Raw genomic sequence first — 24,270 nt, 5'->3', positions numbered from 1 at the left:
TTTTCAGGGCGGACCAACCGAAAAACTGAGAAGCGTCAGACGCGCAGTTGCTGTCTGTCGTTGTAGAATTCTCGGTATGCTAAGAAAGAGGCGATGTAGGAGGAAATGCTTGTCGCCGCCACCAACATGAAAGTCACCATAATCTGATACATGATGGCCGTCATCGGTACGGTGCCGGCAAACATCAGACCCGACATCATGCCCGGCAAGGAGACGATTCCCACTGTTTTGGCGGAATCCAAGGATGGCTGCATGCCAGATTTGATCGTCTCCCTTAAGATGGTGCGCGAGGCTTGATTCGGAGTCGCACCGAGAGACAGTTTTTCCAGAATCTGTTGGCGCTGATCGCGGAACAAGGAATTCAGGTTACGGTAACACAAGCCGATCGTCGTCATCGCATTCCCGGCTATCATGCCGGTGATCGGCACAATCTGTGAAGGGATAAATTTGACGGACCCGGACAGGACCAAAATGGATAACGTCAAAATCGCTGAAGCAGAGATGGCGATGAGCGAAATCTTCAAAGAATTGGGGATGCTGCTGCTGCGTTTGTGGGCATTCCATGATGCATTGAAGACGATGACCGCAACCATCGCCAAAGTGACGATTGTGTTATTCACATTGAACAGATAGGTCAATACGTACCCGACCGCGATCAACTGCACAATGGCTCTGGCAATGCTGTACAAGATATCTTTGGCCGTTCCTAATTTTTCCTTGTACGAGATGTAGACTCCCACCATTACTAACGAAAAGCTCAACATGAGCGTGATTGGACTGACTTGTAGATCCATATTATTTTGCCTCCTCTTTCACGATTTTCCCTGCAACGATATGGATGTTCTTATCCGCCAAGCTGGACTCTTCCTCGTTATGACTGACCATAATGATCGTCATATCGGAATGATTCCGCATTTCCTGGAGCCATTTCCAGATGATCTGGCGATTCGCTTCATCCAAGGCGCTCGTCACTTCATCGAGCAAGAGGATTTTTGGTTGGAAAAGGACGTTGCGTATCAAGGCGACACGCTGTTTTTCTCCACCCGACAAGGTGTTGATTTCTTTATTCAGATATTCCTTCGGCAGCCCGACCGATTCCAAATATGCGACTGCTTTCTTTTCATCAAATTCCTCTTTGCGGATTTCGTAAGGAAAAGCCAAATTATCGCGGACGGTTTTTCCGAACAAAACAGGTGTCTGGAATGTGTAGGAAACCTCCTTGCGGTATTCGGTAGGTTCATATTCATCCAGCGATTTCCCTTGGTAGCGTATTTCCCCTTCGGTACGCGAAAGAATGGTCGCAATGATCTTCAATAATGTGCTCTTCCCGCTTCCGGATGGACCGGTTATCGAGAGAAACTCGCCTTCCTCCAACGAATAGGTGATGTCATCCAGAATGACTTTGCCATCCGAGACAAAACTCAAGTTTTCCATTTCCAATAATGCCATTTTTAAATTACTCCTTTATCATTCAATATGCAGCCGAAACGGTTTCGGCATCCAAAGGTCATTGTTAAGCTCGACTATGCTTCATCCCTCTATTCTATCACTGTTTTCCGCTTTGCGGTTAATGATAATTATTATAAATTAGTAATAAATACAAAAAGACAGCCCATTACCGGGACTGCCTTTCCTTTCATACTCATTCTTCCAACTCCGCGTACGAAATCAAATTGATGGCATCATCTTCACGGATGCGATCCGCAAAATCGGAGTGCATCAAGAACTCAGCCATGTAGGCCCGGTCCTTCTGAAGACTGCTCACGCGTTCCAGACTGGCATCGACATAGCCCGGATGGACGATTAATTCTACCGAGGTATCCGGCTTTTCCAGGACGGCCATGATGTCATCCAATTTCTCCATCACATCCATCCCCAATTCGGCCTGCGGTTTTTCGGCCGCAAAACCAAGGTCGAATTGACGGTCCGTATGCATCACCCCATGGCTGCCCTCGAAGTGATCCCGGATCGGCAGCTCGTACTGGATCGCCAAGGACAGGATGACTTTGTTGAGCGGCTCCAACATATGGACATGGTGATGCGAATCCAAATGCGTTGGTTTGATGCCTGCCTTCCGCACCTTTTCGATCTGCGCATGCCACTCCGCATAAACTTCGTCCAAATCCATCGAAGCCGCATGTTGCTGCACGTATTCCCTGGTGCGGAAGCGCCCTTCGGCACTGATGGTGGACGCATCAGCCAATAAAGGCTTTCCGAGCGTCAGATTCAGATGGACCCCGATTTCCAGATCTGGATGATCCGATGCCAATTCCACTGCATGATCGAATGCCGCTCCGTTCGCCAGCAAGGTCGTCGAGGTGGTGATGCCGTACAAAAAACTGTCGATGATGCCATAGTTCACGCCATTTGTGAGACCAAAATCGTCTGCGTTGATGATTACTTGTCCCATAAGTCATTCTCCTGTCTGTTTCGGATGAAACGGTTCGGCTTCAAATCGCTTTGACTGCCCCACCATCCACATAAAGTGTGCTGCCGGTGATATACGTATTCGCATCGGAAAGAAGGAAAACGACAGCTTTAGCGAATTCTTCCGGTGTACCGTAACGGCCCAATGGAATACCTGCAATCGAAGCTTTGTCGACTTCCGAAACTGTCAGCTCTTTCGCTTTGGCGTTTGCTTCATTCAGATATTTCAGGCGATCGGTTGCAATTTTCCCTGGCGCAACGACATTCACCAGAATATTATCAGGCGCCAATTCATCGGCAAGCGTCTTGCTCAAGCCGACGATGCCATTCCGGAATGTATTGGAAAGCACCAGATTCGGCAACGGAGTCTTCACAGAGATCGATGCGATATTGACGATGCGTCCGCCCTCTTTGCGAAGATCAGGCAGCACTTCACGGATGATCCGGATGTAGCTCAGCAGATTCAATTCGAACGCCTGTTGCCATGCTTCATCGGAAAAGGAATCGAATTTTCCGCTTGGCGGACCACCTGCATTATTCAGCAAGATATCAATTTTCCCGAATACTGCATGGGTCCTTGCCACCAGCTTCTGGATGTCATCAACTTTGGTGATGTCACATGGGAAATAAGCGACCTTTCCGGCATGCAACGCTTCCAGCTCTTCTTTCGCCTCAGCCAATTTGTCCTCGCTTCTGCTGGTGAGCATGACGTGCGCACCTTCTTTGACGAGTTCCTTCGCCACCGCCTTGCCCAATCCTTGACTCGAAGCGATGACCAATGCCACTTTATTCTTTAGCCCCAGATCCATTTCGGTTCCTCCTTCAACTGCTCACTTTTTGAATCCCATTACTTATACTATAGCCCAAAACCGCTGATGTCACTAGCATTTCCACTCGCGGCCCGCCGATTGTCCCTGATTTCCGGTGTGAGAATCTGTTATAATGTAAAATGAACTTATTTATCTGAACAAATAGAAACCCACAACTTTTTTATTACAAATACTAACCCGATCGACAGGAGACTTTCCCATGAGAATACTGCATACAGCTGATTGGCATCTCGGCAAAATCGTCAATGATTTTTCCATGCTGGACGATCAGCGCCATTACTTGATGAACCTGATTGAAACACTCAAAGACAAAGAAATCGAAGCAATCATTATGGCCGGGGACCTTTACGACCGCGCGTTGCCGCCGAAAGAAGCGGTGGCGCTGGCCAACCGGACACTGACCCGGATGGTGAAGGAGTTGGGTGTGCCCGTGTTCGTCATCGCCGGCAACCACGACAGCAACGAAAGGATCGAATACGCAGCCGATCTGCTGGCGGACAGCCATCTCTATATAGAAGGGACGATGAAAGAGGTCGTCCGCAAAGTTGCCTTCCAGAGAACCAATTTTTATCTGCTGCCCTTTGCGGATCATGTCTATGTCCGGGAAACGCTACACGACGACAGCATCAAAAATATGGAGGATGCCGTTCGGGCGCAGTTGGCGACCATCAAGGCAACAATGAACCCGGATGAAGTGAACATTCTGATAGCGCACGGCTATGTGATCCAGACCGGAAACGACACGAGCGAACCATCCGATTCCGAACGTCCGCTCAGCATCGGCACTTCCGAATACGTGGATGTGTCCCTGTTCGAGGACTTTGATTACGTCGCTTTGGGCCATCTGCACAAGGCCCAGAAAGTCAAAAACGACAAAGTCCGCTACAGCGGCTCGATCCTGAAGTATTCCAAATCGGAAACCCCACACCAAAAGCAGGCGACTATCGTAACGATAGAAAAAGGAAAACTCGAGATCGAACCGCTACGCATCAAGCCTTTGCGCGATATGCGCACAATCAGGAGCACGTTTTCCGAGTTGATGAACGGCCAATCCGACGATTACCTGTTCTTTGAACTGGAGGATACGGAATATGTGCTGGATGCGATGAACCAATTGCGACGCCGCTATCCGCAAGCGATGGGCCTCGAGTACGTCAGCCGGAGGGAAACCGAATCAGTGGCCCTGCAGCATAACCGGGAGGATCTCCAACAGCTATCGTACCCGGACTTGTTCAAGGACTTTTATGAGCAATACCGCGCCATGGAATTGGATGAATCCGGTCAAAAAATCGTTGCGGATATCTTTTCCGCTTTGGGAAGGAAGGATTAGATGAGACCCTTAAGATTAGAAATATGTGCCTTCGGGCCATACAAAGAAAAAATCGTATTGGACTTCACGCAATTCCAGAACCAAACGTTGTTTCTTGTGAGCGGGCCTACGGGTGCAGGCAAAACCACGATTTTCGATGCCATCGCTTATGCACTTTACGATGTCGCCAGCGGCAGCAGCCGGGAAAAGGATACGTTCAAATCGCAGTTCGCAACGGAAGAGTCGGTCTGCTACGTCGATTTGGAATTCGAATACAACGGAAAAGCTTACCGCGTCAGACGCTCCCCTGCCCAGACAGGTCCCGGGAAGAGCGGGAAAATCATCAATCTTTTGGCTGATGTCGCCTTTTATCACGACGACACCGTGACGACGAAAGCGCGCGATGCCAATGCAGAAATAGAGCAGTTGCTTTCCTTGAACTATGAGCAGTTCAAACAGATCGTCATGCTGCCGCAAGGGGAATTCAAGAAGCTGCTTGAATCGAACAGCAACGAAAAAGAGACCATCTTCCGGAATATCTTCGGGACCGAAATCCTGAAAAGTTTCCAGGAGGAACTGAAGGAAAAAGCCAAATCGCTCCAAACCCAAGCGGCTTCCGCTCAGGATTCCCTGCAGACCGCCTACTCCTTTGCCTCAGGAATTTCCGATGACTCCCTGCAGGAAGCACTCACATTACAGGATACCGAGCGCGTCCTCGTTCGGACCGCGGAACTGTTGGCGGCGCTCGAAGAAGGGCGCAACGCCAAAGAACTGCAGCTCACGTCTTTGCGATCACAAAGCCAATCCGCTTCCGATACCATCAAATTGCTGGAAGACATCTCTCAGCTGGAAGCCAGACTGAAGGTTCTTGAGGAGGAGGAAGCTTCTGTTGCCGGATGGAAAGAGCAATTGGAACGCCATGAACAAGCCGTCAAGTCTGAGGAAAAAAGATTGCTGTGCGTCACTGCAGCCACCAACAAGGACGTAAAGCAGGAACAAGCCAAACTCAATGACGGTCTCTTGGAACAATTGAATCAGGCTTCACGCGCTAAAAAGCCAGCGTTCAAAGCAGCTGAGCTTGCATTTTCCCTGATCCCTGGCTTGCGTGAGCAGGTCGACGCCGTGAAGGAGCAGGAAAAACAACTGATCGCATTGGCGAAGAAAGAGAAAGAACTGACCGGTTGCCAAAAAGCGTGCGACGCTGCCAGGCAAGAACTTCAGAAACATGCGGATCTAAAACAAGCGCAAAAAGAAAACCAGGAACATTGCCGGCAGAAGCTTGCGGAGGTGAAGCAAGCCCAAAAGGATGTTGCCATCATTCAAGATCAATTGAGTGCGTGCAGAATGAATGTGCTGCAATCCGAGCAGATCCACAAAAGGATCGTCCAAACCCAAAAATTGCTGGATGAACAACTTGCAAAAGGTGCGCGATTCCTGATCCTGGAAAAAGAATACAGGGCGATCGATCAACAGTTCAAGGACGAAACCCTCCTATACAACCGCAACATCGCCGGCATCTTAGCCGAACAATTGGTTGGCGGAGAGGCTTGTCTTGTCTGCGGTTCAACGGACCATCCCGCACCCGCGCAAAAAACGGCGGAGACCCTCTCCGATCAGGACCGGGAGCAGCTGGAGAAAAAACGGAATCAGGTATATGCGGATTACCAGCAAGCGACTGCCCAACTTTCCGGCATCCGAAAACAACTGGCCGATCTCTTCGATGAGTTCGCTGTCCCGGCTGAAAATTTCGAAATATACAAACAGGAACAGAAAGCAAAACGCGATCGCGAGATCGCGTCAGAAAAAACGCTGCTGTTGGAGATGACAGCTCAGCAGAAGGTTATTGACGAAGAAGAGGCCCTCATCAAGCAGCAAAACAACATCGAAGCGAATCTGCAGGAGATCGACCAGAACTGTCTTGCGCTTCAGAAAACATTGCATTTGAACGAAACTCTTTCCAGGGACCTGCTGGCCGATATCGAACAGGAAAAACAAGTTTTGGGCGACAAGGACCTCGCAACCGTGCAAAAAGAGATCCTGCAGCTCAACGAAAACATTGAGACCTGCACAAATGAATACAACAAGCTCAACAGCGAGCTGACTGAACTCGAAAAACGGATTGCAGTCTGCCTTGCCAACCGGACCACCTATGCGGCTCAAGTCGAAGAAGCCACAACGGCTTTGCTGGAAACTGAGACTATATACGCAAATGTGCTGGCTGCTGCCGGTCTGGAAGAACCTTTCAACCAGCTGATATTGGATAAGTCACTGTGTCTGGAAATCCAGAAACGGATACGCAGTCATGAAGACGATCTGAATGTCACCCTGACTCGCTTGCAAGATTTAAGAATAAGCGCAGCAACGTTGGATCCAAATCAAACCATTGTCTCCTGCTCCGATCAAAAAGTGCTTCTGGACAACGCCATCCGCGAGTCGGAAGAGCAAAAAGATCAGCTCGCTGGCGACATCCAAATGCTCAGAAAAGCGGCGCAAGAAATTGCTGCAATCTACAAAAAGCAGCAGCAGATCATTGCCGATTACCAGAAATACAGGACCTTGTCGGACATCGCCAACGGCACGAAGGAAACCGACTACATTTCCTTCGAACGCTATGTGCTGGCGATCTACTATGAAGAAATCATCGAAGCCGCCAACCTTCGCTTCCAACAGATGACGAACAACCGTTACCTGTTGTTGCGGAAGGAAGATAAAGGAAAAGGTTCTGGAGCCAAGGGTCTGGACCTGGATGTATTCGACCATTACACTGGCCAAACCCGCAGCGTCAAAACGTTATCGGGTGGTGAAAGCTTCAAGGCATCACTTGCGCTTGCTCTTGGCCTCAGCGATGTGATGCAAAGCCGCAGCGGAGGCATCCAGATCGATACGCTGTTCATCGATGAAGGCTTCGGCTCGCTGGATCCCGAATCATTGGATACCGCAATCGAGGCGCTGTTCTCCCTGAACAGTTGCGGCCGTTTAGTCGGTATCATTTCGCACGTCGAAGAACTGAAGACGCGGATACCTGTCCACATCGAAGTCGACCGCACCGCAGAAGGAAGCTGCGCTAAAATTATATTGTAGAAAAAAGGAAAGCCCAGCTACGGTTTCGTAACTGGACTTTTTTGCGTCTCCTGATTCGTTTGTTCAAAAGCGTCTGATTAATTTTCCCTTACAATTAATACATCACACGGCGCATGTTTGATGACATGATTCGTCACCGATCCGACCACCAATTTTGCGATGGTGCCCTTACCGGTCGCCCCCATTACAATCAAATCACAATTCCATTCTGCCACCAGCGTCTTCGCAATCATTTCCTTAGGATTGCCCGTGCGCATTTCCTTGTGCACCGCGACCCCATTTGCCCGTGCATATCTGTCAAATTCATCGAATAAAGAGTCCTTATCCTTCTGCAGCTGTGCGGCTTCTTCGGCATTGTCCAGTTTATCCAGTATCGCAACAAGATATAGCGCGGCATCGTTCCTTTCAGCAATATGGACCGCCTGTTTGAACGCCTTGATCGAAGCCTCCGATCCGTCCACTGGGATCAATATGTTTTTATACTGAACCATTCAAACTCACTCCTTTGGAATAATCAACCAGAAAACGCTTTCCTTACTCTTATTTTACTATACTTACGGAAGAAACAAAAGATTGGCCGCCCTTCGGTTGATAAATTTACAAACCAAAAAAGAGCCCAGGTGGCAGGCTCTTTTTTTGTTATTTCGTTACTCCAATGAAAATCACCTTGGTCGACTGCCGATTTTCACAACAGTTGAAAGCTCTTATACATCTAAATTTCTCTGCTTTCCAACTTGCCAATTTCTTTGACATCCTTGCGCAAAACTGCTTGGGATAGGTTCGGACGGACTTTATAGGCTGATTTTGATGACATTACTGCATTCACCAAGCCGGTCTGGATCATTTCCGTAATATCATCCGTCCTTAAGTAGGAGTAGACGATACCGGCACAAAGCGCTTCGTTCGTTCCCCAGATATAGGTGTCACTATCGTTGTTCTTCAGGTCATATACGTGCATGCCGTATTTTTCGCTGGCATAGCCGACGCTTTGACTGTTTTTGGTGATGATGACATGCTGCACCCCTTTATCCATCCAAAGCTGCAAAGCTTCCCGCAAGGATGCATCATCCTTGATTTCGATGCCGAAGTGTTTCTCGGTTTCGTCATGCTTCGTGATCAGCAATTTCAATCCCTTCAGATTTTCCGGGATATTATACAACTTCAGCATGGATGCGCAAATCAGGACGACAGGGATATTGTACTTAGCACCGATCTCAAGCAAGTGCTCTACGCTTTCTTTCGGACAATTTGAATCGATTATGATCGTCTTCGCCCGCTTCAAAGTCGCCAGATGTTTCAACAACCATTTCGGCTGCATGTATTCATAGATATCCATTTCTGCTAGTCCGATGATCATTTTACCCGATTCATCGATGACTTCCATAAAGGTACCGGTCGAAAAACCAGGGACCATTTCCACTTCGGAGGTCTTCATCAATGGGCGCATGGATTCCTCGATTGTATGCCATTCTGCATCGTCACCGACTAAAGATAGCATAACGACATCTTCCTGCAGCCTTCCCAGATTCTCAGCAATACTGAGCGCAACACCCCCGATTGACGTCTGTGAAGTGACATTGTTTGATTGTCCATGAACCAGACCGCCTTCCACAAAATAACGGCGATCGATGCAGGCAGCGCCGATGCAGACGATCGGTCGCGTGTCATTGATGACATAGGCTTTTCCCAAAAGGTATCCCCGTCTCACCAAGCCGGAAATGATATTCGCCACCGCGGGACGCGACAAGCCGATTTTTGTAGCCAAATCTTGCTGCGAAATGAAAGGATTTTCCTTTATGTAGCTCAGTATTTTTGATTCTTTTTCGTTTAAAGCCATGTTTCAATTCCCCTTACTTTATGAAAACTCGGCAATGCCGAAATTATTCTTTTAGCAACATTTCATGCTCCTAAAGGTATAGTATATAACCAATGGACCCAGTTTCCAAACGAACACGGCATATTGTAACCTTATTTTAATGCCTTTGCATCAGTCAGGGTAGTTTTATTACAATTCCAAGCTGTGTTATAATGACATGGACTATTTTAAGGGAGCTGTTAATATGATTCATACATTTATTTTTGACGTCGACGGTACGATTGTGGATACCGAAGATTCGATCTTCAGAGGTCTGGATGATGTCCTTCAGGAACACGCCGGCCGACCTGCCACACCAGAAGATATGCGTACGATTTTCGGCATACCGGGCATGGAAGGCTTGCAATCTTTAGGCTTCACACCCGAACAAGCTGCGGATCTGCATCCGAAGTGGAGTGCGCAGTCGAAAACTTATGCGGACAGCGTGAGTATCTTTGCCGGGATGGAAGATACGCTGCGCTATTTAAAGGAAAACAATCACCTGCTGGGCATTGTCACCTCCAAGACAAAAGAGAGTTACGAGCTGAACATCACACCCTACGGTTTGGATGACTATTTTGACGTCATCATCACATCAAGCGATACCGAAGAACACAAGCCTTCCGGACAACCTTTGACGGAATGTTTGCGCAGATTAGGCGTTTCCGAAAATGAAGCCATCTACATCGGGGATTCCATTTACGACAACCAGTGCGCACGCAATGCCGCAGTCGCTTTCGGTTTGGCGGAATGGGGATCGCATACGTCAGAAGGATTCGATGCGGATCACATCTTCAAGACACCTTCGGATATCTTATCGATTTTATAGAAAATGAAAGCAACCTGAAAACGGGTTGCTTTTTTCGTTTGAAGAATGGATTTGTGGGATAATAAGCCTTATATTGCAGTGCTCACCCTGCGTCCTCAACACGCTTCAGCTTTGTCAGCAATTCATCAGCAGCTTCTTCATTTTTATTTTTCATGTACAAGGCATGGCTTTCCAGATAGGAATCCCGGGCTCTTTCCAATTCATTGAGGGTGAAATGATAATCGCCCAGCCCGCGCATGATGCCGGCTTGGCATTCCTCGTCTTCGGATTTGTCGGCATACTGCTTCGCCTTGTCCAGATTAATTTTGCCCTTCATCGGATTCCGTTGCAGCAATGATAACACAGCTGCTTCATGATAACTTCGCGCTAATCCGCAATAATCGTCTGGAAAATGTGTCAGCCGAAAAGTGATTTCTTCCTCACACATCAGTGACGCCAAGTCGTATTCTTCCATGGAACGGGTATTCACCGCCAAAGCATGAAGATACTCAGCTTCCTTCTCCAAGTCTTTATTTTTTTTCGAATAAAACAGCAGCTCCTCGAGACATTCTTTAGCTCCAGCAAAATTTTCCTGCGCAGCATAGCACTTCGCAAGCTTATTTACGACTTTTTGGTATTCTTCCGATTCAGGATCATCCAATAAATATAAAGCATCGATGTATTTTTTCTCAGCATGAGCATAGTCGTTCGCCTGCATCGCAATTTCAGCGATTTCGATCAGTTGATGAACTTCTTTATCCATAGCGCATCCCCCTTATATCACAAAGAAACTGTCATCGCTTTCAAACTCATCTTAACATCATTCAGGTGGTTTCACAAAGGATAACTTCGGCAGCAAAAAAAGACGCCCTAAGCAAGAGCGCCTTTACATTCACGTGGTTTCAGGCAAAAGACTCCCAACCGAAATTTTGTTTGAACAATTCAGACCTCAAATATAAGTAAGGACCGTTTACTGTACTTCTTTGATTACTCCAACATTTCTGCGGGGATGACATTCTTCGCGAATGATAGATAATTATCCGGTGATATTTCCAGGCCTTCATAGCCGTTCAAGCCATGCTCTGAGGCCAACTGTTCCGAGTAGTCTTCCAATTTATAGATTTTGAAATCGCGCCTTGTGTTCTCTACATTTCCCGGATCCGCCACATAATGCGAAACGGTAGGCTCGAATTGGACATTTTCGACTGTCACCGTATCATCATCGGCAACAACAAAGTCGAAAGTGACCATGCCGCCGAGCATGTTGTAATCCGTCAGCGAATGTGCGATGAAATTTCCGAGTGAATAGACTACCAGGGTTTGATTTTGATTCGTTCCTGTAACCCACTCGATCGGCTGCAGGATGTGCGGATGCGTCCCGATAACGACGTCGACCTCCAAATCGGCGAACAGTTGTGCATAGGTGCGCTGCATCTCATTGACTTCCTGCGTGTTTTCGTCACCCCAGTGCGCTGAAACAATGACGGCATCACTGACAGTTTTGGCATTTGCGACATCCTGGCGAATCTGCTCTTCATCAAAATAGGCGACACGATAAGTGGTGTCGGGCTGGATGCCGTTCGTTCCGTAGGTATAGGTCAAGAAAGAGAACGTGACGCCTTCCCTTTTGATTGTCCGGATTTCATCCCGGTCCGCTTGACTCTCATAAATGCCCGCGTAGATGATATCCTTCTGTTCATTCCAGACCGCCAGGGAATTGAGGGCGCCGGGATAATCGTAATCCAAGGCATGGTTCGTAGCGCCATTGACCAAATCAAAGCCTAAATCGTGCATATCCTGCGCGATTTCAGGAGGCGTATTGAACGCGGGATAGCCGGAATAGGCGTAGTCATCCCCGGCACTGATTGTCTCTTGGTTAAGGAAAGCGATGTCGGCTTCTTCGATGTCCTCTGCCACATTTTCGTAGATAGGTTTAAAATCATAGGTGCCGTCCGCTAGTTCCGCATCCCGGAAGATGGAATCATGGATCAGGTTGTCCCCGACTCCGATGAAAGAAATGACTTTTTTCTCCTCATTTTCGGAAACTTCATCATTTTGTTCGGAAGCGGCTTTCAATGATACAACTTCAGAAACCGCATCCGGACCATCCGCGCACCCCCATAAACCCAGTACTGCCAACGACGTAATTAACATTTCTTTCCTCATGTCATTCCCCTCTCAATAGGAGTTCTGCGCAATATTCGACAATTTGATTATACCGGACCCTATCGGCCTTGTCACTTGAGGCAAATTCTTCGCAGCCATACTGTTGTTTTTAATGTCCGTGCATTTTTTCCCCGCAACTCCGGCGAGGCTTCTTTCGCCGGAGCAGACCGGTAATATTTGGTCTCTTCTTCGAGGAGACTTCTGCCTATCGGAGGAGACCAGCAGAATGGGGATCGCTCCTCCGGTCAAGCTTCCCTTGGCCGGAGGAGCGATTCGCCCCGACCAGTGCTGCTCGCCGGAGAACAGCAAAAAAGCTGCCTCATCAGAGACAGCTCCTAATTAAAATCTATAGTCGTGATTTGAAATCTTCGTATCCGAAGGTTTTGATGACTTTCGTGCCGCCTTTGACCGTATGGGCCGCGATGGCCGGCAGTTGGATGCCGTTGAATGTCGTATTCTTCACCATGGAATAGATAGCCATATCCGTGAAGATCAAGCGGTCGCCGGGCTGAAGCGGCTCATCGAAGGAATAATCCCCGATGACGTCCCCTGCCAAGCAAGTCTGTCCGCCCAAACGGTACGTGTGCGCCTTCTCATCCGCTTCGCCGGAACCGATGATGAACGGACGGTACGGCATTTCCAATACGTCAGGCATGTGGCAAGTCGCCGATGTATCCAGAATGGCCAGATTCATCTGGTTGTAGGTCGTCTCAAGCACACTCGCAACCAGAAAGCCCGCATTCAATGCGATCGCTTCGCCAGGTTCAAGGTAGACTTGCACAGCATATTTCTCTTTGATGTAGTTGACGATTTTCACCAATTTGGCGATATCATAGCCTTCTTTAGTGATATGGTGCCCGCCTCCGAAGTTCACCCACTTCATGCCGTGCAGGTATTTTCCGAATTTCTCCTCGAATGCGACCAAAGTCGCTTCCAAGGCATCGGAACCCTGTTCGCAAAGGGTGTGGAAATGCAGACCGTCCAACAGCTCGACTTGGCTTTCATCGAAATTGACGGCCGTCGTGCCCAGACGGGAAAACGGACTGGCTGGGTCATAAAGAGCATGGTCCTGAGTGGACAGCTCCGGATTGACGCGCAGCCCGATTTCGATCGGTCGGTCGCTGTTTTTCACCATTTCAGCATACAGCCTCACTTGGTTAGGGGAATTGAAGACGATGTGATCCACTATCGGGAGCAGCGCCTCCATTTCTTCCTTCTTGAAAGCCGGCGCAAAGACATGCGTCTCCTTGCCGAATTCCTCAAAACCCAGTTGTGCCTCGTGGACAGAGCTGGCGGTCGTGCCGTCCAGATACTCGGCGATCAACGGATAAAAGTGATACATCGAGAAGGCTTTCTGGGCCAACAAAATCTTGCAGCCCGTCTGATCCTTCACCGATTTCAGGATTTCCAGATTGCGGCGCAATAAGGTTTCATCCACCACATAGCTGGGTGTCGGCAAGGATTGAAAATCGATTGTTGTATCCATTCGTTCCTCCTAATCGACCAATGTCGGATTGAAGTCCTCTTGCCAAGGCAAGCCATAGACGTTCAATGCTTCCATGAATGGATCCGGATCGAATTCCTCGATGTTGTACACGCCTGGTTTCTTCCATTGTCCGGTCAAAACCATAGCCGCCCCGATCATCGCTGGGACGCCGGTTGTGTAGGAGACGGCTTGCGAGCCGACTTCTTTGTAGCATTCTTCATGATCGCAGACGTTGTAGATGTAATAAGTCTTCTCTTTGCCGTCTTTGATCCCCGTGAAGATGTTACCGATATTCGTTTTCCCTTTCGTGCGTGGTCCCAATGAAGCCGGATCAGGCAGTACGGCTTTCAGGAATTGCAGCGGCACGATTTGTTTGCCTTCGAATTCGATCGGCTCGATAGAAGTCATGCCGACGTTCTCCAATACTTTCAAATGCGTCAGGTAGCTTTCGCCGAAAGTCATGAAGAAACGGATGCGTTTGATGCCTTTGATGTTCAAAGCCAACGATTCGATTTCTTCGTGGTGCAGCAAGTACATGTCCTTCTTGCCGACCTGATCGAAATTGTACTCGCGTTTGATTTCCATCGGTTCGGTTTCGATCCACTTGCCGTTTTCCCAATAGCTTCCGTTCGCGGTCACTTCGCGGATATTGATCTCCGGATTGAAGTTGGTTGCGAAAGGATAACCATGATCGCCGCCGTTGCAGTCCAGGATATCGATCGTATGGATCTCATCGAAATGATGTTTTTGGGCATAGGCAGAGAATACGCTTGTTACGCCCGGGTCAAAGCCTGATCCCAACAACGCGGTGATGCCGGCTTTTTCGAAACGCTCGCGGTAATCCCATTGCCATTTGTATTCAAATTTTGCTGTATCTTCCGGTTCATAGTTCGCTGTGTCGACATAATCAGTTTTTGTTTCAAGACAGGCATCCATGATGGTCAAGTCTTGGTATGGCAAAGCCACATTAATCACGATATCCGGTTTGTATTCATTGATCAGCGCCACTAATTCAGGAACATTGTTCGCATCCACTTGGGCTGTCGTGATTTTGGAACGCCCAGCATAAATGCCGCTTTCGATCCGATCTTTGATTTCATCGCATTTTGACTTGGTACGACTAGCAATCATAAATTCTTCGAACACTTCTGAATTTTGGGCACATTTATGGCATACGACGTTGGAAACGCCACCGGCACCAATAATTAAAGCTCTACTCATCTTATTCATTCCTCCTGTAGGGAAAATTCATTCATCCATCCTGCGGGCCTTTTTCTGCAGATATCCTCAAATAGGGGCTTAACGACAGACAAGATATTATAACATAAAGCAGTATAGGATAATGTTTTTTTAGCGACAACGACAACATATCGTCATATTTGATAGACCTTGACGCAACTCCATCTTACCTTAATTCAAAAAAACAAGCGAGAACTTCCCTCCAATTGAAGGAAATTTCTCGCTTCTTTCATCTATGCGTAAATATTGTCCCATTTTGCTTCATACGCATCAATCTCATCTTTGTAGGCCATCGTTTCGGTGATGTCGTCGATGCCGTTCTCCAATTTGTGCTTCCAAGTTGGATCGATGGCGAAAGGATACTCTGCAGTGCTGGTTCTGACCACTTGATTCGGCAAATCGATTTGGATGGTTTCGTCTGCAGACAACTGCGCCAAAGCGTCGCGTTGCTCTTGCGGCAATTCGATCAACAACAGACCGTTTTTCAAGGAGTTCATATAGAAGATATCGCTGTAGCTGCCGGCGATGATGACGCGGAAACGGTAATCCTTCAACGCCCATGCGGCATGCTCACGGGAAGATCCGCAGCCGAAGTTATCCCCGGTCACGAGGATCGTTGCTTCTTGGCGGTCGGCATCGTTCAAAGGGAACTCCGGATTCGGATCGCCGTTTTTCAGGAAGCGCCATTCATCGAAAACAAAAGCGCCGAAGCCCGTTTTTTCAATCCGTTTCAGGAATACTTTCGGGATGATTTGATCGGTGTCGATGTTGTTGTTCATCAAGGCAACGGTCTTACCGTTATGTACTTTAATTGGCTCCATAAGTCACTGCTTCCTTTCTGATATCCACAAATTTACCGTTCACTGCAGCAGCTCCAGCCATGGCTGGGCTGACCAAGTGCGTCCGCGAACCCTTGCCTTGCCGGCCTTCAAAGTTACGGTTGGAGGTTGAAGCGCAGTGTACCCCTGCAGGCACTTTATCCGGGTTCATCCCCAAACAAGCCGAGCAGCCTGGTTCACGCCATTCAAATCCTGCATCGATGAAAATCTTGTCCAAGCCCAATTCTGCGGCAGCATCCCGGACTGTCCGGCTGCCCGGAACGACCATAGCTTGGATGTGATCAGGCACTTTTCCGCCTTTGACGTACTTCGCGGCTTCGATCAGATCGGACAGACGCGCATTCGTACAAGAACCGATGAAGACAAAGCCCAATGGAATCTCTTCAGCCGTTTGGCCGGGTTGCAGGTCCATGTAGTTATACGCGCGCTCGTCATTCTTATCCTGTATTTCAGGGAATTTCTCGCCGAATTGCACGCCCATGCCGGGGTTTGTTCCCCATGTTACATAAGGAGCCAAGTCGGAAACATCGATAGCGATGGAAGTGTCATAGACAGCATCCGGATCGCTCTTCAGGGTCTCCCAATCAGCGATGGCTTTCTCCATGTTTTCTGGTGCATAACGGCGGCCGCGCAGATAATCGTAGGTAGTCTGATCCGGCGCCATCATGCCGATTTTGGCACCGAATTCGATGGACATGTTACAGATCGTCATCCGTTCTTCCATCGTCAAGGCTTCCACTGTATCCCCGTAGAATTCAATCGCATAGCCGCTCCCGAAGGCTGTCCCGTAAGTAGCGATCAGGTGCAGGATGATGTCTTTGGCATAGACGCCCGCAGGCAATTTTCCGGTGATTTTGACGCCCATCGACTTCGGTTTCTTCTGCCAGATGGACTGCGTTGCAAAAACATGCTCAACTTCCGAGCTGCCGATTCCGAAAGCCATCGCTCCGAAAGCGCCATGCGTAGCCGTATGCGAATCTCCGCAGACGACAATCTTTCCTGGTTGGGTTGCGCCCAATTCCGGTCCGACCATGTGCACGATTCCTTGGTTGGCTGTGCCGATGTCCATCAACGGGATGTTGAATTCTGCGCAATTCTTCTGCAGCGCTTCAATCTGTTTCTTCGAAATAAGGTCTTTGATGTTGAAGATATCTTCCGTCGGCACATTGTGGTCGACCGTTGCGATCGTTTTATCTGGGCGTCGGACTTGGCGGTTGGTTTCGCGCAAGCCGTCGAAGCCTTGCGGTGAAGTCACTTCATGGATCAAGTGCAGATCCACATACAACAATTGCGGTTCACCTGCTGCTCCTGTAATGACGTGTCTGTCCCAAAGTTTATCAAAAAGTGTTCTGCTCATACTATGTACTCCCCTTCACTTTTCCAAAATGGCTTTCACTTGTTCAGTAAATGCTGTCGTTGTCGTCGTGCCGCCCAGATCAGCCGTCAGGAAACCGGCATCCATCACCTCGGAGGCTGCTTTTTCAAGCGCATCCGCCTCTTCATGCAGCTGGAAGCTTTGACGCAGCATCATGGCAACGGATAAGATCATCGACATCGGATTCGCGATGTTTTTACCGGCGATGTCCGGTGCGGAACCATGGATCGGTTCATATAAGGATGGACCGGATACTGCATGGCTTCCGGAAGGCAGCATGCCTAATGAGCCTGTGATGACGGATGCCTCATCGCTCAGGATATCCCCGAACATGTTTTCCGTTACGATAACATCGAATGAAGTCGGATCTTGGATGATTTTCATCGAAGCCGCATCGACATACAAATGATCAACGGTAACTTCCGGGTATTCTGTTGCGATTTCATTTACTGTTTTACGCCACAGTTTGCTGCTGGCCAATACGTTCGCTTTATCGACGGAAGTCAGCTTTTTGCTGCGCGTCATCGCGATGTCAAAAGCCTGGCGTACGATCCGATCGATTTCGCTCTTCTTATAGAAGAGTGTATCAGTCGCTTCCTCATCGTTCCAATGCTTCGGCTGGCCGAAGTACAGGCCACCTGTCAATTCACGGACAACGATGAAGTCAGTGCCTTTTACCCGCTCCGTCTTCAACGGGGACAGGTGGGCGATGCTGTCGCTGACCGCAATCGGGCGGATGTTCGAGAAAAGTCCCAACGTCTTACGCAATTGCAAAAGGCCATCTTCCGGTGTTTTCTCGGCTTTTTCCCATTTCGGTCCGCCGATTGCGGCCAACAGGATTGCATCAGCTTCAGAACAGCCTTTGATCGTTTGTGGTGGAATCGGATCGCCGGTTTCATCGATGCCGGCTCCTCCGAATGGGTAAACCGTCACGTTGAATTCATGATGAAATTTTTTGCCGAGTGTTTCCAGCAAAGTCAATCCGCTTTCCATTATTTCTGGTCCAATGCCATCTCCGGGCAATGCTGCAATCGTATAATTCATCTTACTTTTTCCCCCTCATCAGAAATGTGCTGATACTTTTTCTATTGTCTGTTTATTTTTTGCTTTCCCGCTCGCTTGGATATACGCTTTCGCGGATGCCGTCAGGACGTCGAAGTCGATGCCTGTGCCGTTATAGCTCTTGCCGTCCTCATCCTCCACGACCACGTGCACTTCTGCTTGCGCATCTTTCCCGCCCGTGATGGCTTCGATATTGTATTCCTTCAAAATGATTTCTTGCTCCATAATGCGGTTTATGGTGTTGTAGATTGCTTCGATGCTTCCCGATCCGGTCGCGGAATCCTGCATCTTCGCATCTTTATTGCCCTTGTCCTGGATGCCGACGATTGCCGCTTGAATGCCATCCTTCACAAACTGCACTTGCAGACGTTTCAGCTCGTAAGCAGATTCGTCCTCGATCGACTTGCCGACCATCAGCGCATGGATGTCCTCTTCGGTCACGTTCTTCTTCTTGTCAGCCAACTCCTTGAAGCGTGCGAACAATATTTTGATTTCTGCCGGATCGGTGATTTCATAACCCATTTGCGCAATCCGATCCACGAAGGCGTGACGGCCGGAAAGCTTGCCCAACGGCAACGAATTATGCTCCACGCCGACCAATTGCGGTGTGATGATTTCATACGTTTCAGGATTTTTAAGCACGCCATCCTGATGGATCCCGGACTCGTGTGCGTAGGCATTGCCACCGATGACGGCTTTGTTGCGCGGGATCGGCATGCCGGAAAGACGGCTGACCAAATCGCTTGTGCGCTTCGTTTCCTTCAGTACCATACCCGTTTCTTTTTCATAATAGTTTTTGCGGATGTGAAGAGCGACTGCAACTTCCTCAAGTGCCGTATTTCCTGCGCGCTCTCCGATCCCGTTGATGGTGCCTTCTACCCGAAGAGCGCCATTTTCGACTGCAGCCAAAGCATTTGCTGTTGCCATACCCAGATCATCGTGGCAATGGGAGGAGAAGATGACGTCATCAAAGCGGGTTACGTTTTGCTTCAGGTATTTGAACAGATTGCCGAATTCGGTCGGATTGGTATAGCCAACGGTATCAGGAATGTTGATGACCGTTGCGCCCTTTTCGATAGCCAGATTGACGACTTCAACCAGGAAATCCCAATCACTCCTTGTTGCATCCTCAGGGGAGAACTGGACTTTCTCGAATTTTGATTTGGCGTATGCCACATGATGTGCAACAGAGGCTAGCACTTCTTCTTTGCTCATTTTCAGTTTGAATTCCATATGGACGGGACTGGTTGCAATAAAAATGTGGATCTGTGGATCTGTTGCATCCTTCAAGGCTTCATGAGCCGCATCGATATCCTTTTCGTTGCAACGCGCAAGTCCTGCTACCGTCATGTTTTTGACAGCGCCGGCAATTGCTTTTACTGCTTCAAAGTCGCCTTCTGAAGAAATCGGGAACCCTGCCTCGATAACATCGATCCCCCATTTTTCCATCTGCAAGGCAATCTGCACTTTCTCTTTCGTGTTGAAGTTCACGCCAGGCGTCTGTTCCCCGTCGCGCAGGGTCGTATCAAAGAATTGAATGTACTGTTTTTCGGTCATGGTCTTTTCCTCCGGTTCATTTTTCGTTTATTGGTTTCATTAAAGAATCATAAGAGTAAATTTCGAAAAAAAATGCATCCACAAATAATGGATGCATTTCGAAGGTCAATAAATAATCGCTTCAGCCCCATTATTTGTCAATGCCAAGCAGGGCTCAAACGACTGATATTCCAGTGTCCAAGCCCTGCTATAATAATAAGCCGTTGAAAGAAGGGGTAGTCCCCATGATTACGTTAGCTGATACGTTTGCATCTTCCATGACGATCCCCTCCTCTTTTTTTGTAGCCTTCTAATTTTTCATTAAGTTTTATTATCGTATTCTCATTTTATGCAATGTGTCTTCTTTTGTCAACCCCTTTTCCCATTTCCTTACAAAATCATGTGACACCCCGCGGAACCGGAAGAGCGCTGTGGTTTGCGATGGATTGTGGTCCTCAACTCCGGTCAGGCCCCTTTCACCGGAGTTCGCCGGTAACTTTCGGGCTCTCCTCCGACGAAGCCTCGCTCATCGGAGGAGGCACCCTAAATATTAGGCGAACTTCGGCGAGGTCCCCGTTCGCCGGAGCAGAGCGCTTATATCCTGGACAGCACAAAAAACGAGGCTGTCCCGCTAAGTGGGCAGCCTCGTTTTTTGTGCATAGATTATTCCGGCAATTTGATGCTGTCCGGATCGATGCCCAGTGCTTCAGCCATCTCTTCATTTATTACCAATTGAAGTGTCTCAGGGAATTGGACAGGCAATTCGGAAGGAAGCTTGCCTTCTTCCAAAATCTGCAAGGCCATTTCTCCTGTCTGGCGACCTAATTCTTTGAAGTCGATTCCGTAAGTTGCCAATCCGCCAGCTTCCACCATTTCAGTCGCACCAGGAATGACCGGTATTTTGGCTTCCATAGCGATTTGGCCGACAGTAGCCATCGTGCTGGATAAGGTATTGTCCGTTGGGATGTAGATTGCATCCACTTTTTGTACCAATGACTCCATCACTTGTTGGACATCATTTGTGGAAGTTACAGTCATGATTTCAACGTTCACGCCTGCTGCTTCCAACAAGGCTTTCGCTTGATCGCTCTGTACAATGGAATTCATTTCGCTCGAGTTAAAGATGATGCCGACTGTTTCCGCACTAGGTACGATCGACAACAACAATTCGATCTGTTTGTCCATCGGTGCTTGGTCGCTTGTTCCGGTGATGTTCGCGCCTGGTTCTTCGGCACTTGCCACAAGTCCGGCATCGATCGGATCAGTTACGGCAGTGAACAGAACCGCATTTTCTTTTTCAGCGTTCGCTATTGCTTGTGAAGCTGGTGTCGAAATCCCTAAAATGAGGTCGTTGCTGCCGGCCAAACGCTCGGCCATACTCTGCAGGTTGGCTTGGTCTCCTTGGGCATTTTGATAATCCACAATCAGATTGTCGCCTTCGACATAACCGGCTTCCTCCAAAACTTCCAAGAAACCAGTGCGTGCGGCCGACAAGGATTCGTGCTCAAGGATCTGCAGGATACCGATGCGCACAGCATCCGCTGATGCTGTTGAGCTTGCTGCGGAAGAATCCGTCGCTTCATCTGTACCGCTGGCGCATGCACCAAGCAATAAGGCAGAAGTCAGCGCCAATGTTGTCGCTACTTTCTTTTTCCAATCCATTCCAATCATTTCATTTCCCCCTATTTTTTAATTTGTGCGAGAACTGCTTATGCAAGCAATTGTTTGTTCCGAATACGCAAAAACCCATTCAGATACGATTATCCAAATGGGCTTTTGCTATGGTAAGTTTATGGAAACTCAACAGCCCAAATAGATTTTTTCATCTATCTATGGGGCTTGTCACATCACGCAAAAATGCTTCAGCCATCATAGATACAAACAAATTTTTTGTTCATTGTTTGCATCCATGTCTGGCATGTCTACAAACAGCACCTAAAGTAGCTAAAGTCAAAGCTGAGAATGTGATTGTGTTCTGTTGATTGCGTTTGCATAAATTCTCCTCGCACGTCATTTATTTGTTGCTTTCAGTTTATAAGAATCAGATAAGGATGTCAACGGTGAAATTAAATTAAGATGAGTATATTCTCATTTTGAAATATTATGAATGGTCATTGCAGCAGCAACAGGTGTGCAGTTGGTTTCAGCAATTTCCATACCTGTTTCGGATCGGCCTTCTGATCCAGATATAAGGCTTCATCTTCAGGATCCAGTATCACCGGCATGCGATCATGGATGGCACGCATCTGATCGTTGGCGGCAGTGGTGATGATGGAAAAAGCCGTAAAAGGTTTCCCATTTTCATCCTGATACGTCTTCAATATACCTGCCATCGAAAAAATCGGGATATCCGATACGGAAATTTTTCGTTTCAGCTTTTCTTCGCCAACTTTTTCCCATTCGAAAAATGCAGTCGCCGGCACCAAACAGCGCGCTGTCCGGAAAGGTTGGCTGAAAGTCGGCTTTTCGAGTATGGTTTCTGCTCTGGCGTTGATCAGAGGGCGCTTAGCGAAAGGCTCCACAAATCCCCAGCTGTGATGAACAAGCTCGTTGCCCGGCACTATCAGCGGTGTGCTGTTGGTCGGAAATATTTCCCCACGCACTTCGACGTCCTCTGCCATCTCCCCCAACAGGTATCTTTCCCATAACTCCCTCTTTGTCGCTTCAAGCGCATAACGTCCGCACATAGTCCAGTCTCCCTTCCGTTGGCTTTCCTTGATACCGATTATAAGGGAGACAGAGGCGTTATACAAAAAAGACGCCCCATTGGGAACGTCTTTTTTCAGTCGATCACATAAAAAATCCGAAAAGGATCGGGAAAAAGACCGCGGGCGCATAATTCATGATTTTCAGATCAGTCAGTTTCAACATATTCAAAGCCAGACCGACAATCAACAGAGAGCCAACACACGTCATTTCATTGATTACAGAATCATTCAGAAGCGGCGCAAGAACATTGGCAAAAAGCGAAATGCCGCCTTCATAAACGAGAATCAAGCCGGCTGAAAGGAGAACACCGACGCCCAAACTGGATGCCATCACGATGGCTGCGATACCGTCGATCAAAGCCTTCGCGAAAAGCGTATCATGGTTTCCTGTCAGACCGCTCTGCAAAGCGCCGACAATCGCCATCGCGCCCACACAGAACAACAAGCTTGCCGTCACAAACCCTTTTGAAACCGAAACCCCTTCGTCAGGTGAAGCAACCTTCTGCCCGATCGTATCCCCGAGCTGATTGATTTTTTTATCCAAATCGAGCCCGTCGCCGACCAAAGTGCCAGCAACCATCGACAGAATGGTGATCAGAATATTTTCGCCTTTCAACATACCACTGATCCCTATGTATAATACGCACAGCGCCAAAGCGTTCATCACCGCGCTGGCTAATCTATCCGATAAACCTTTCTTCAAAACCAACCCGATGCCGCCTCCCAAAACGATGGCAGCGCTGTTGACCAAACTTCCCAACAAAACCACTTTATCCCCTCCAATTGTTATTGCATGTATCTTGATTACGTGATCCAAAGGCTTGCGTGCCCGCAAGCTCAGTACGTATCAGTATAGACGCTCGCTTTCAGAAAATCAATGGACGAAAGGTGAAGGCTGCATTTATCCGAAATGCGAAAAGACCGCCATGCACGCATGGCGATCCCCTCTCATCATTCTTATTCAGCTTGCTATTAACGGATTGTTTTCAGTGCTCCGGACCATTTGATCAATTCGTCCAACATCGCTGTTGCATTTCCTGCATGATAATCATTCGGCACAAAATTGCTCATGTTCTCGAAATCAGTCATCAATGAAAAGTTTACTGTTGTGTGCACTGTTGCTACGCTCAACTCGCCTAGGATAACGCGCATGTTTTCGTGTGCGCGGGCCCCGCCCAAGCTTCCGTAGCCTACAAATCCGGCTGCTTTATCGGCAACTTCAGGCTTCAGGAAATCCAATGCATTTTTCAAAGCGCCACCGACTGCATGGTTGTATTCAGGAGTCACAAACACATATCCGTCGAATGAAGCCATTTTTTCCGACCAAGCTTGGATCGCTGCGCCAGCTGCTGCTTGGCGGTCTTCCGGTAATTTAGCGCCCAATAAAGGCAAGTCATAGTTTGCTAAAGCTACGATTTCATATTCGATGCCGCCGTCATTGCGTTTTTCGGCAAATTCATGGATCCATTCTGATACAGCTGCTGAGTTTCTTCCTTCACGTACGCTTCCTGAGATAATTCCGATTTTCATAGTTGTTTTCCCCTTTTCG

General features: G+C 48.3%; 21 protein-coding genes. 3 read left to right on the top strand and 18 right to left on the bottom strand.

Annotated elements, in window-relative coordinates; genetic code table 11:
* Positions 1–35 precede the first annotated feature (35 nt).
* The 4 genes from BM184_RS02190 to BM184_RS02175 form a co-directional block, all read right to left on the bottom strand.
* Complete coding sequence (locus tag BM184_RS02190; protein WP_086942369.1) at positions 36–794, bottom strand: ABC transporter permease; 759 nt, start codon at positions 792–794, stop codon at positions 36–38.
* A gap of 1 nt (position 795) precedes the next feature.
* A complete protein-coding gene (locus tag BM184_RS02185; RefSeq protein WP_086942368.1) occupies positions 796–1,449 on the bottom strand; it encodes an ABC transporter ATP-binding protein in 654 nt (217 codons plus the stop codon).
* 193 nt (positions 1,450–1,642) lie between these two features.
* Positions 1,643–2,410: a carbohydrate deacetylase gene (locus tag BM184_RS02180; RefSeq protein ID WP_086942367.1), complete on the bottom strand. Its 768-nt coding sequence runs from the start codon at positions 2,408–2,410 to the stop codon at positions 1,643–1,645.
* Between the two features lie 40 nt (positions 2,411–2,450).
* Positions 2,451–3,236 (bottom strand): SDR family oxidoreductase, encoded by a 786-nt coding sequence (locus tag BM184_RS02175; RefSeq protein ID WP_086942366.1) that lies wholly within the window; start codon positions 3,234–3,236, stop codon positions 2,451–2,453.
* Positions 3,237–3,456: 220 nt separating this feature from the next.
* Here BM184_RS02175 and BM184_RS02170 point away from each other — a divergent pair, with 220 nt between their 5' ends.
* Entirely contained in the window at positions 3,457–4,587 is a 1,131-nt protein-coding gene (locus tag BM184_RS02170; protein WP_086942365.1) for an exonuclease SbcCD subunit D, read from the top strand.
* Positions 4,588–7,647, top strand: coding sequence for an SbcC/MukB-like Walker B domain-containing protein (locus BM184_RS02165; protein ID WP_086942364.1), 3,060 nt, complete (start codon positions 4,588–4,590; stop codon positions 7,645–7,647).
* A 77-nt stretch (positions 7,648–7,724) separates the two neighbouring features.
* On the opposite strand, the gene BM184_RS02160 is transcribed toward BM184_RS02165, so the two are convergent.
* Positions 7,725–8,138 (bottom strand): universal stress protein, encoded by a 414-nt coding sequence (locus BM184_RS02160; RefSeq protein WP_086942363.1) that lies wholly within the window; start codon positions 8,136–8,138, stop codon positions 7,725–7,727.
* Between the two features lie 221 nt (positions 8,139–8,359).
* Positions 8,360–9,484 (bottom strand): carbohydrate kinase, encoded by a 1,125-nt coding sequence (locus tag BM184_RS02155; RefSeq protein WP_086942362.1) that lies wholly within the window; start codon positions 9,482–9,484, stop codon positions 8,360–8,362.
* A gap of 223 nt (positions 9,485–9,707) precedes the next feature.
* On the opposite strand from BM184_RS02155, the gene BM184_RS02150 reads away from it, so the two are divergent.
* The gene (locus BM184_RS02150; protein ID WP_086942361.1) at positions 9,708–10,331 is read left to right on the top strand and encodes an HAD family hydrolase; all 624 of its coding nucleotides are present in this window, start codon (positions 9,708–9,710) and stop codon (positions 10,329–10,331) included.
* Between the two features lie 82 nt (positions 10,332–10,413).
* On the opposite strand, the gene BM184_RS02145 is transcribed toward BM184_RS02150, so the two are convergent.
* The 12 genes from BM184_RS02145 to BM184_RS02085 form a co-directional block, all read right to left on the bottom strand.
* On the bottom strand, positions 10,414–11,073 hold the full coding sequence (locus BM184_RS02145) for a tetratricopeptide repeat protein (protein ID WP_086942360.1): 660 nt from the start codon (positions 11,071–11,073) through the stop codon (positions 10,414–10,416).
* Between the two features lie 224 nt (positions 11,074–11,297).
* On the bottom strand, positions 11,298–12,476 hold the full coding sequence (locus BM184_RS02140) for a CapA family protein (RefSeq protein ID WP_086942359.1): 1,179 nt from the start codon (positions 12,474–12,476) through the stop codon (positions 11,298–11,300).
* A gap of 346 nt (positions 12,477–12,822) precedes the next feature.
* Positions 12,823–13,950, bottom strand: coding sequence for a carboxynorspermidine decarboxylase (gene nspC, locus BM184_RS02130; RefSeq protein WP_218150971.1), 1,128 nt, complete (start codon positions 13,948–13,950; stop codon positions 12,823–12,825).
* Positions 13,951–13,971: 21 nt separating this feature from the next.
* Complete coding sequence (locus BM184_RS02125) at positions 13,972–15,183, bottom strand: saccharopine dehydrogenase family protein (RefSeq protein ID WP_086942356.1); 1,212 nt, start codon at positions 15,181–15,183, stop codon at positions 13,972–13,974.
* 251 nt (positions 15,184–15,434) lie between these two features.
* The gene (leuD, locus tag BM184_RS02120) at positions 15,435–16,022 is read right to left on the bottom strand and encodes a 3-isopropylmalate dehydratase small subunit (protein WP_086627076.1); all 588 of its coding nucleotides are present in this window, start codon (positions 16,020–16,022) and stop codon (positions 15,435–15,437) included.
* The gene (leuC, locus tag BM184_RS02115; RefSeq protein ID WP_086942355.1) at positions 16,009–17,397 is read right to left on the bottom strand and encodes a 3-isopropylmalate dehydratase large subunit; all 1,389 of its coding nucleotides are present in this window, start codon (positions 17,395–17,397) and stop codon (positions 16,009–16,011) included. The genes leuD and leuC overlap by 14 nt, the downstream gene beginning before the upstream one ends.
* Before the next feature lie 15 nt (positions 17,398–17,412).
* Complete coding sequence (leuB, locus tag BM184_RS02110) at positions 17,413–18,459, bottom strand: 3-isopropylmalate dehydrogenase (protein WP_086942354.1); 1,047 nt, start codon at positions 18,457–18,459, stop codon at positions 17,413–17,415.
* A gap of 18 nt (positions 18,460–18,477) precedes the next feature.
* A complete protein-coding gene (locus BM184_RS02105) occupies positions 18,478–20,034 on the bottom strand; it encodes a 2-isopropylmalate synthase (RefSeq protein ID WP_086942353.1) in 1,557 nt (518 codons plus the stop codon).
* A gap of 642 nt (positions 20,035–20,676) precedes the next feature.
* Positions 20,677–21,675, bottom strand: a complete 999-nt coding sequence (locus BM184_RS02100; protein WP_086942439.1) for an ABC transporter substrate-binding protein — start codon at positions 21,673–21,675, stop codon at positions 20,677–20,679.
* 449 nt (positions 21,676–22,124) lie between these two features.
* On the bottom strand, positions 22,125–22,700 hold the full coding sequence (locus BM184_RS02095; RefSeq protein ID WP_177208505.1) for an SOS response-associated peptidase: 576 nt from the start codon (positions 22,698–22,700) through the stop codon (positions 22,125–22,127).
* Positions 22,701–22,803: 103 nt separating this feature from the next.
* Positions 22,804–23,490 (bottom strand): DUF554 domain-containing protein, encoded by a 687-nt coding sequence (locus tag BM184_RS02090; RefSeq protein WP_218150966.1) that lies wholly within the window; start codon positions 23,488–23,490, stop codon positions 22,804–22,806.
* Positions 23,491–23,693: 203 nt separating this feature from the next.
* Positions 23,694–24,251: an NADPH-dependent FMN reductase gene (locus BM184_RS02085; RefSeq protein ID WP_177208504.1), complete on the bottom strand. Its 558-nt coding sequence runs from the start codon at positions 24,249–24,251 to the stop codon at positions 23,694–23,696.
* Between the last annotated feature and the right edge of the window lie 19 nt (positions 24,252–24,270).

The sequence above is a fragment of the Trichococcus pasteurii genome, from assembly GCF_900112935.1.
Lineage (GTDB): Bacteria > Bacillota > Bacilli > Lactobacillales > Aerococcaceae > Trichococcus > Trichococcus pasteurii.
This window is presented reverse-complemented; position numbering and strand designations above follow the sequence as displayed.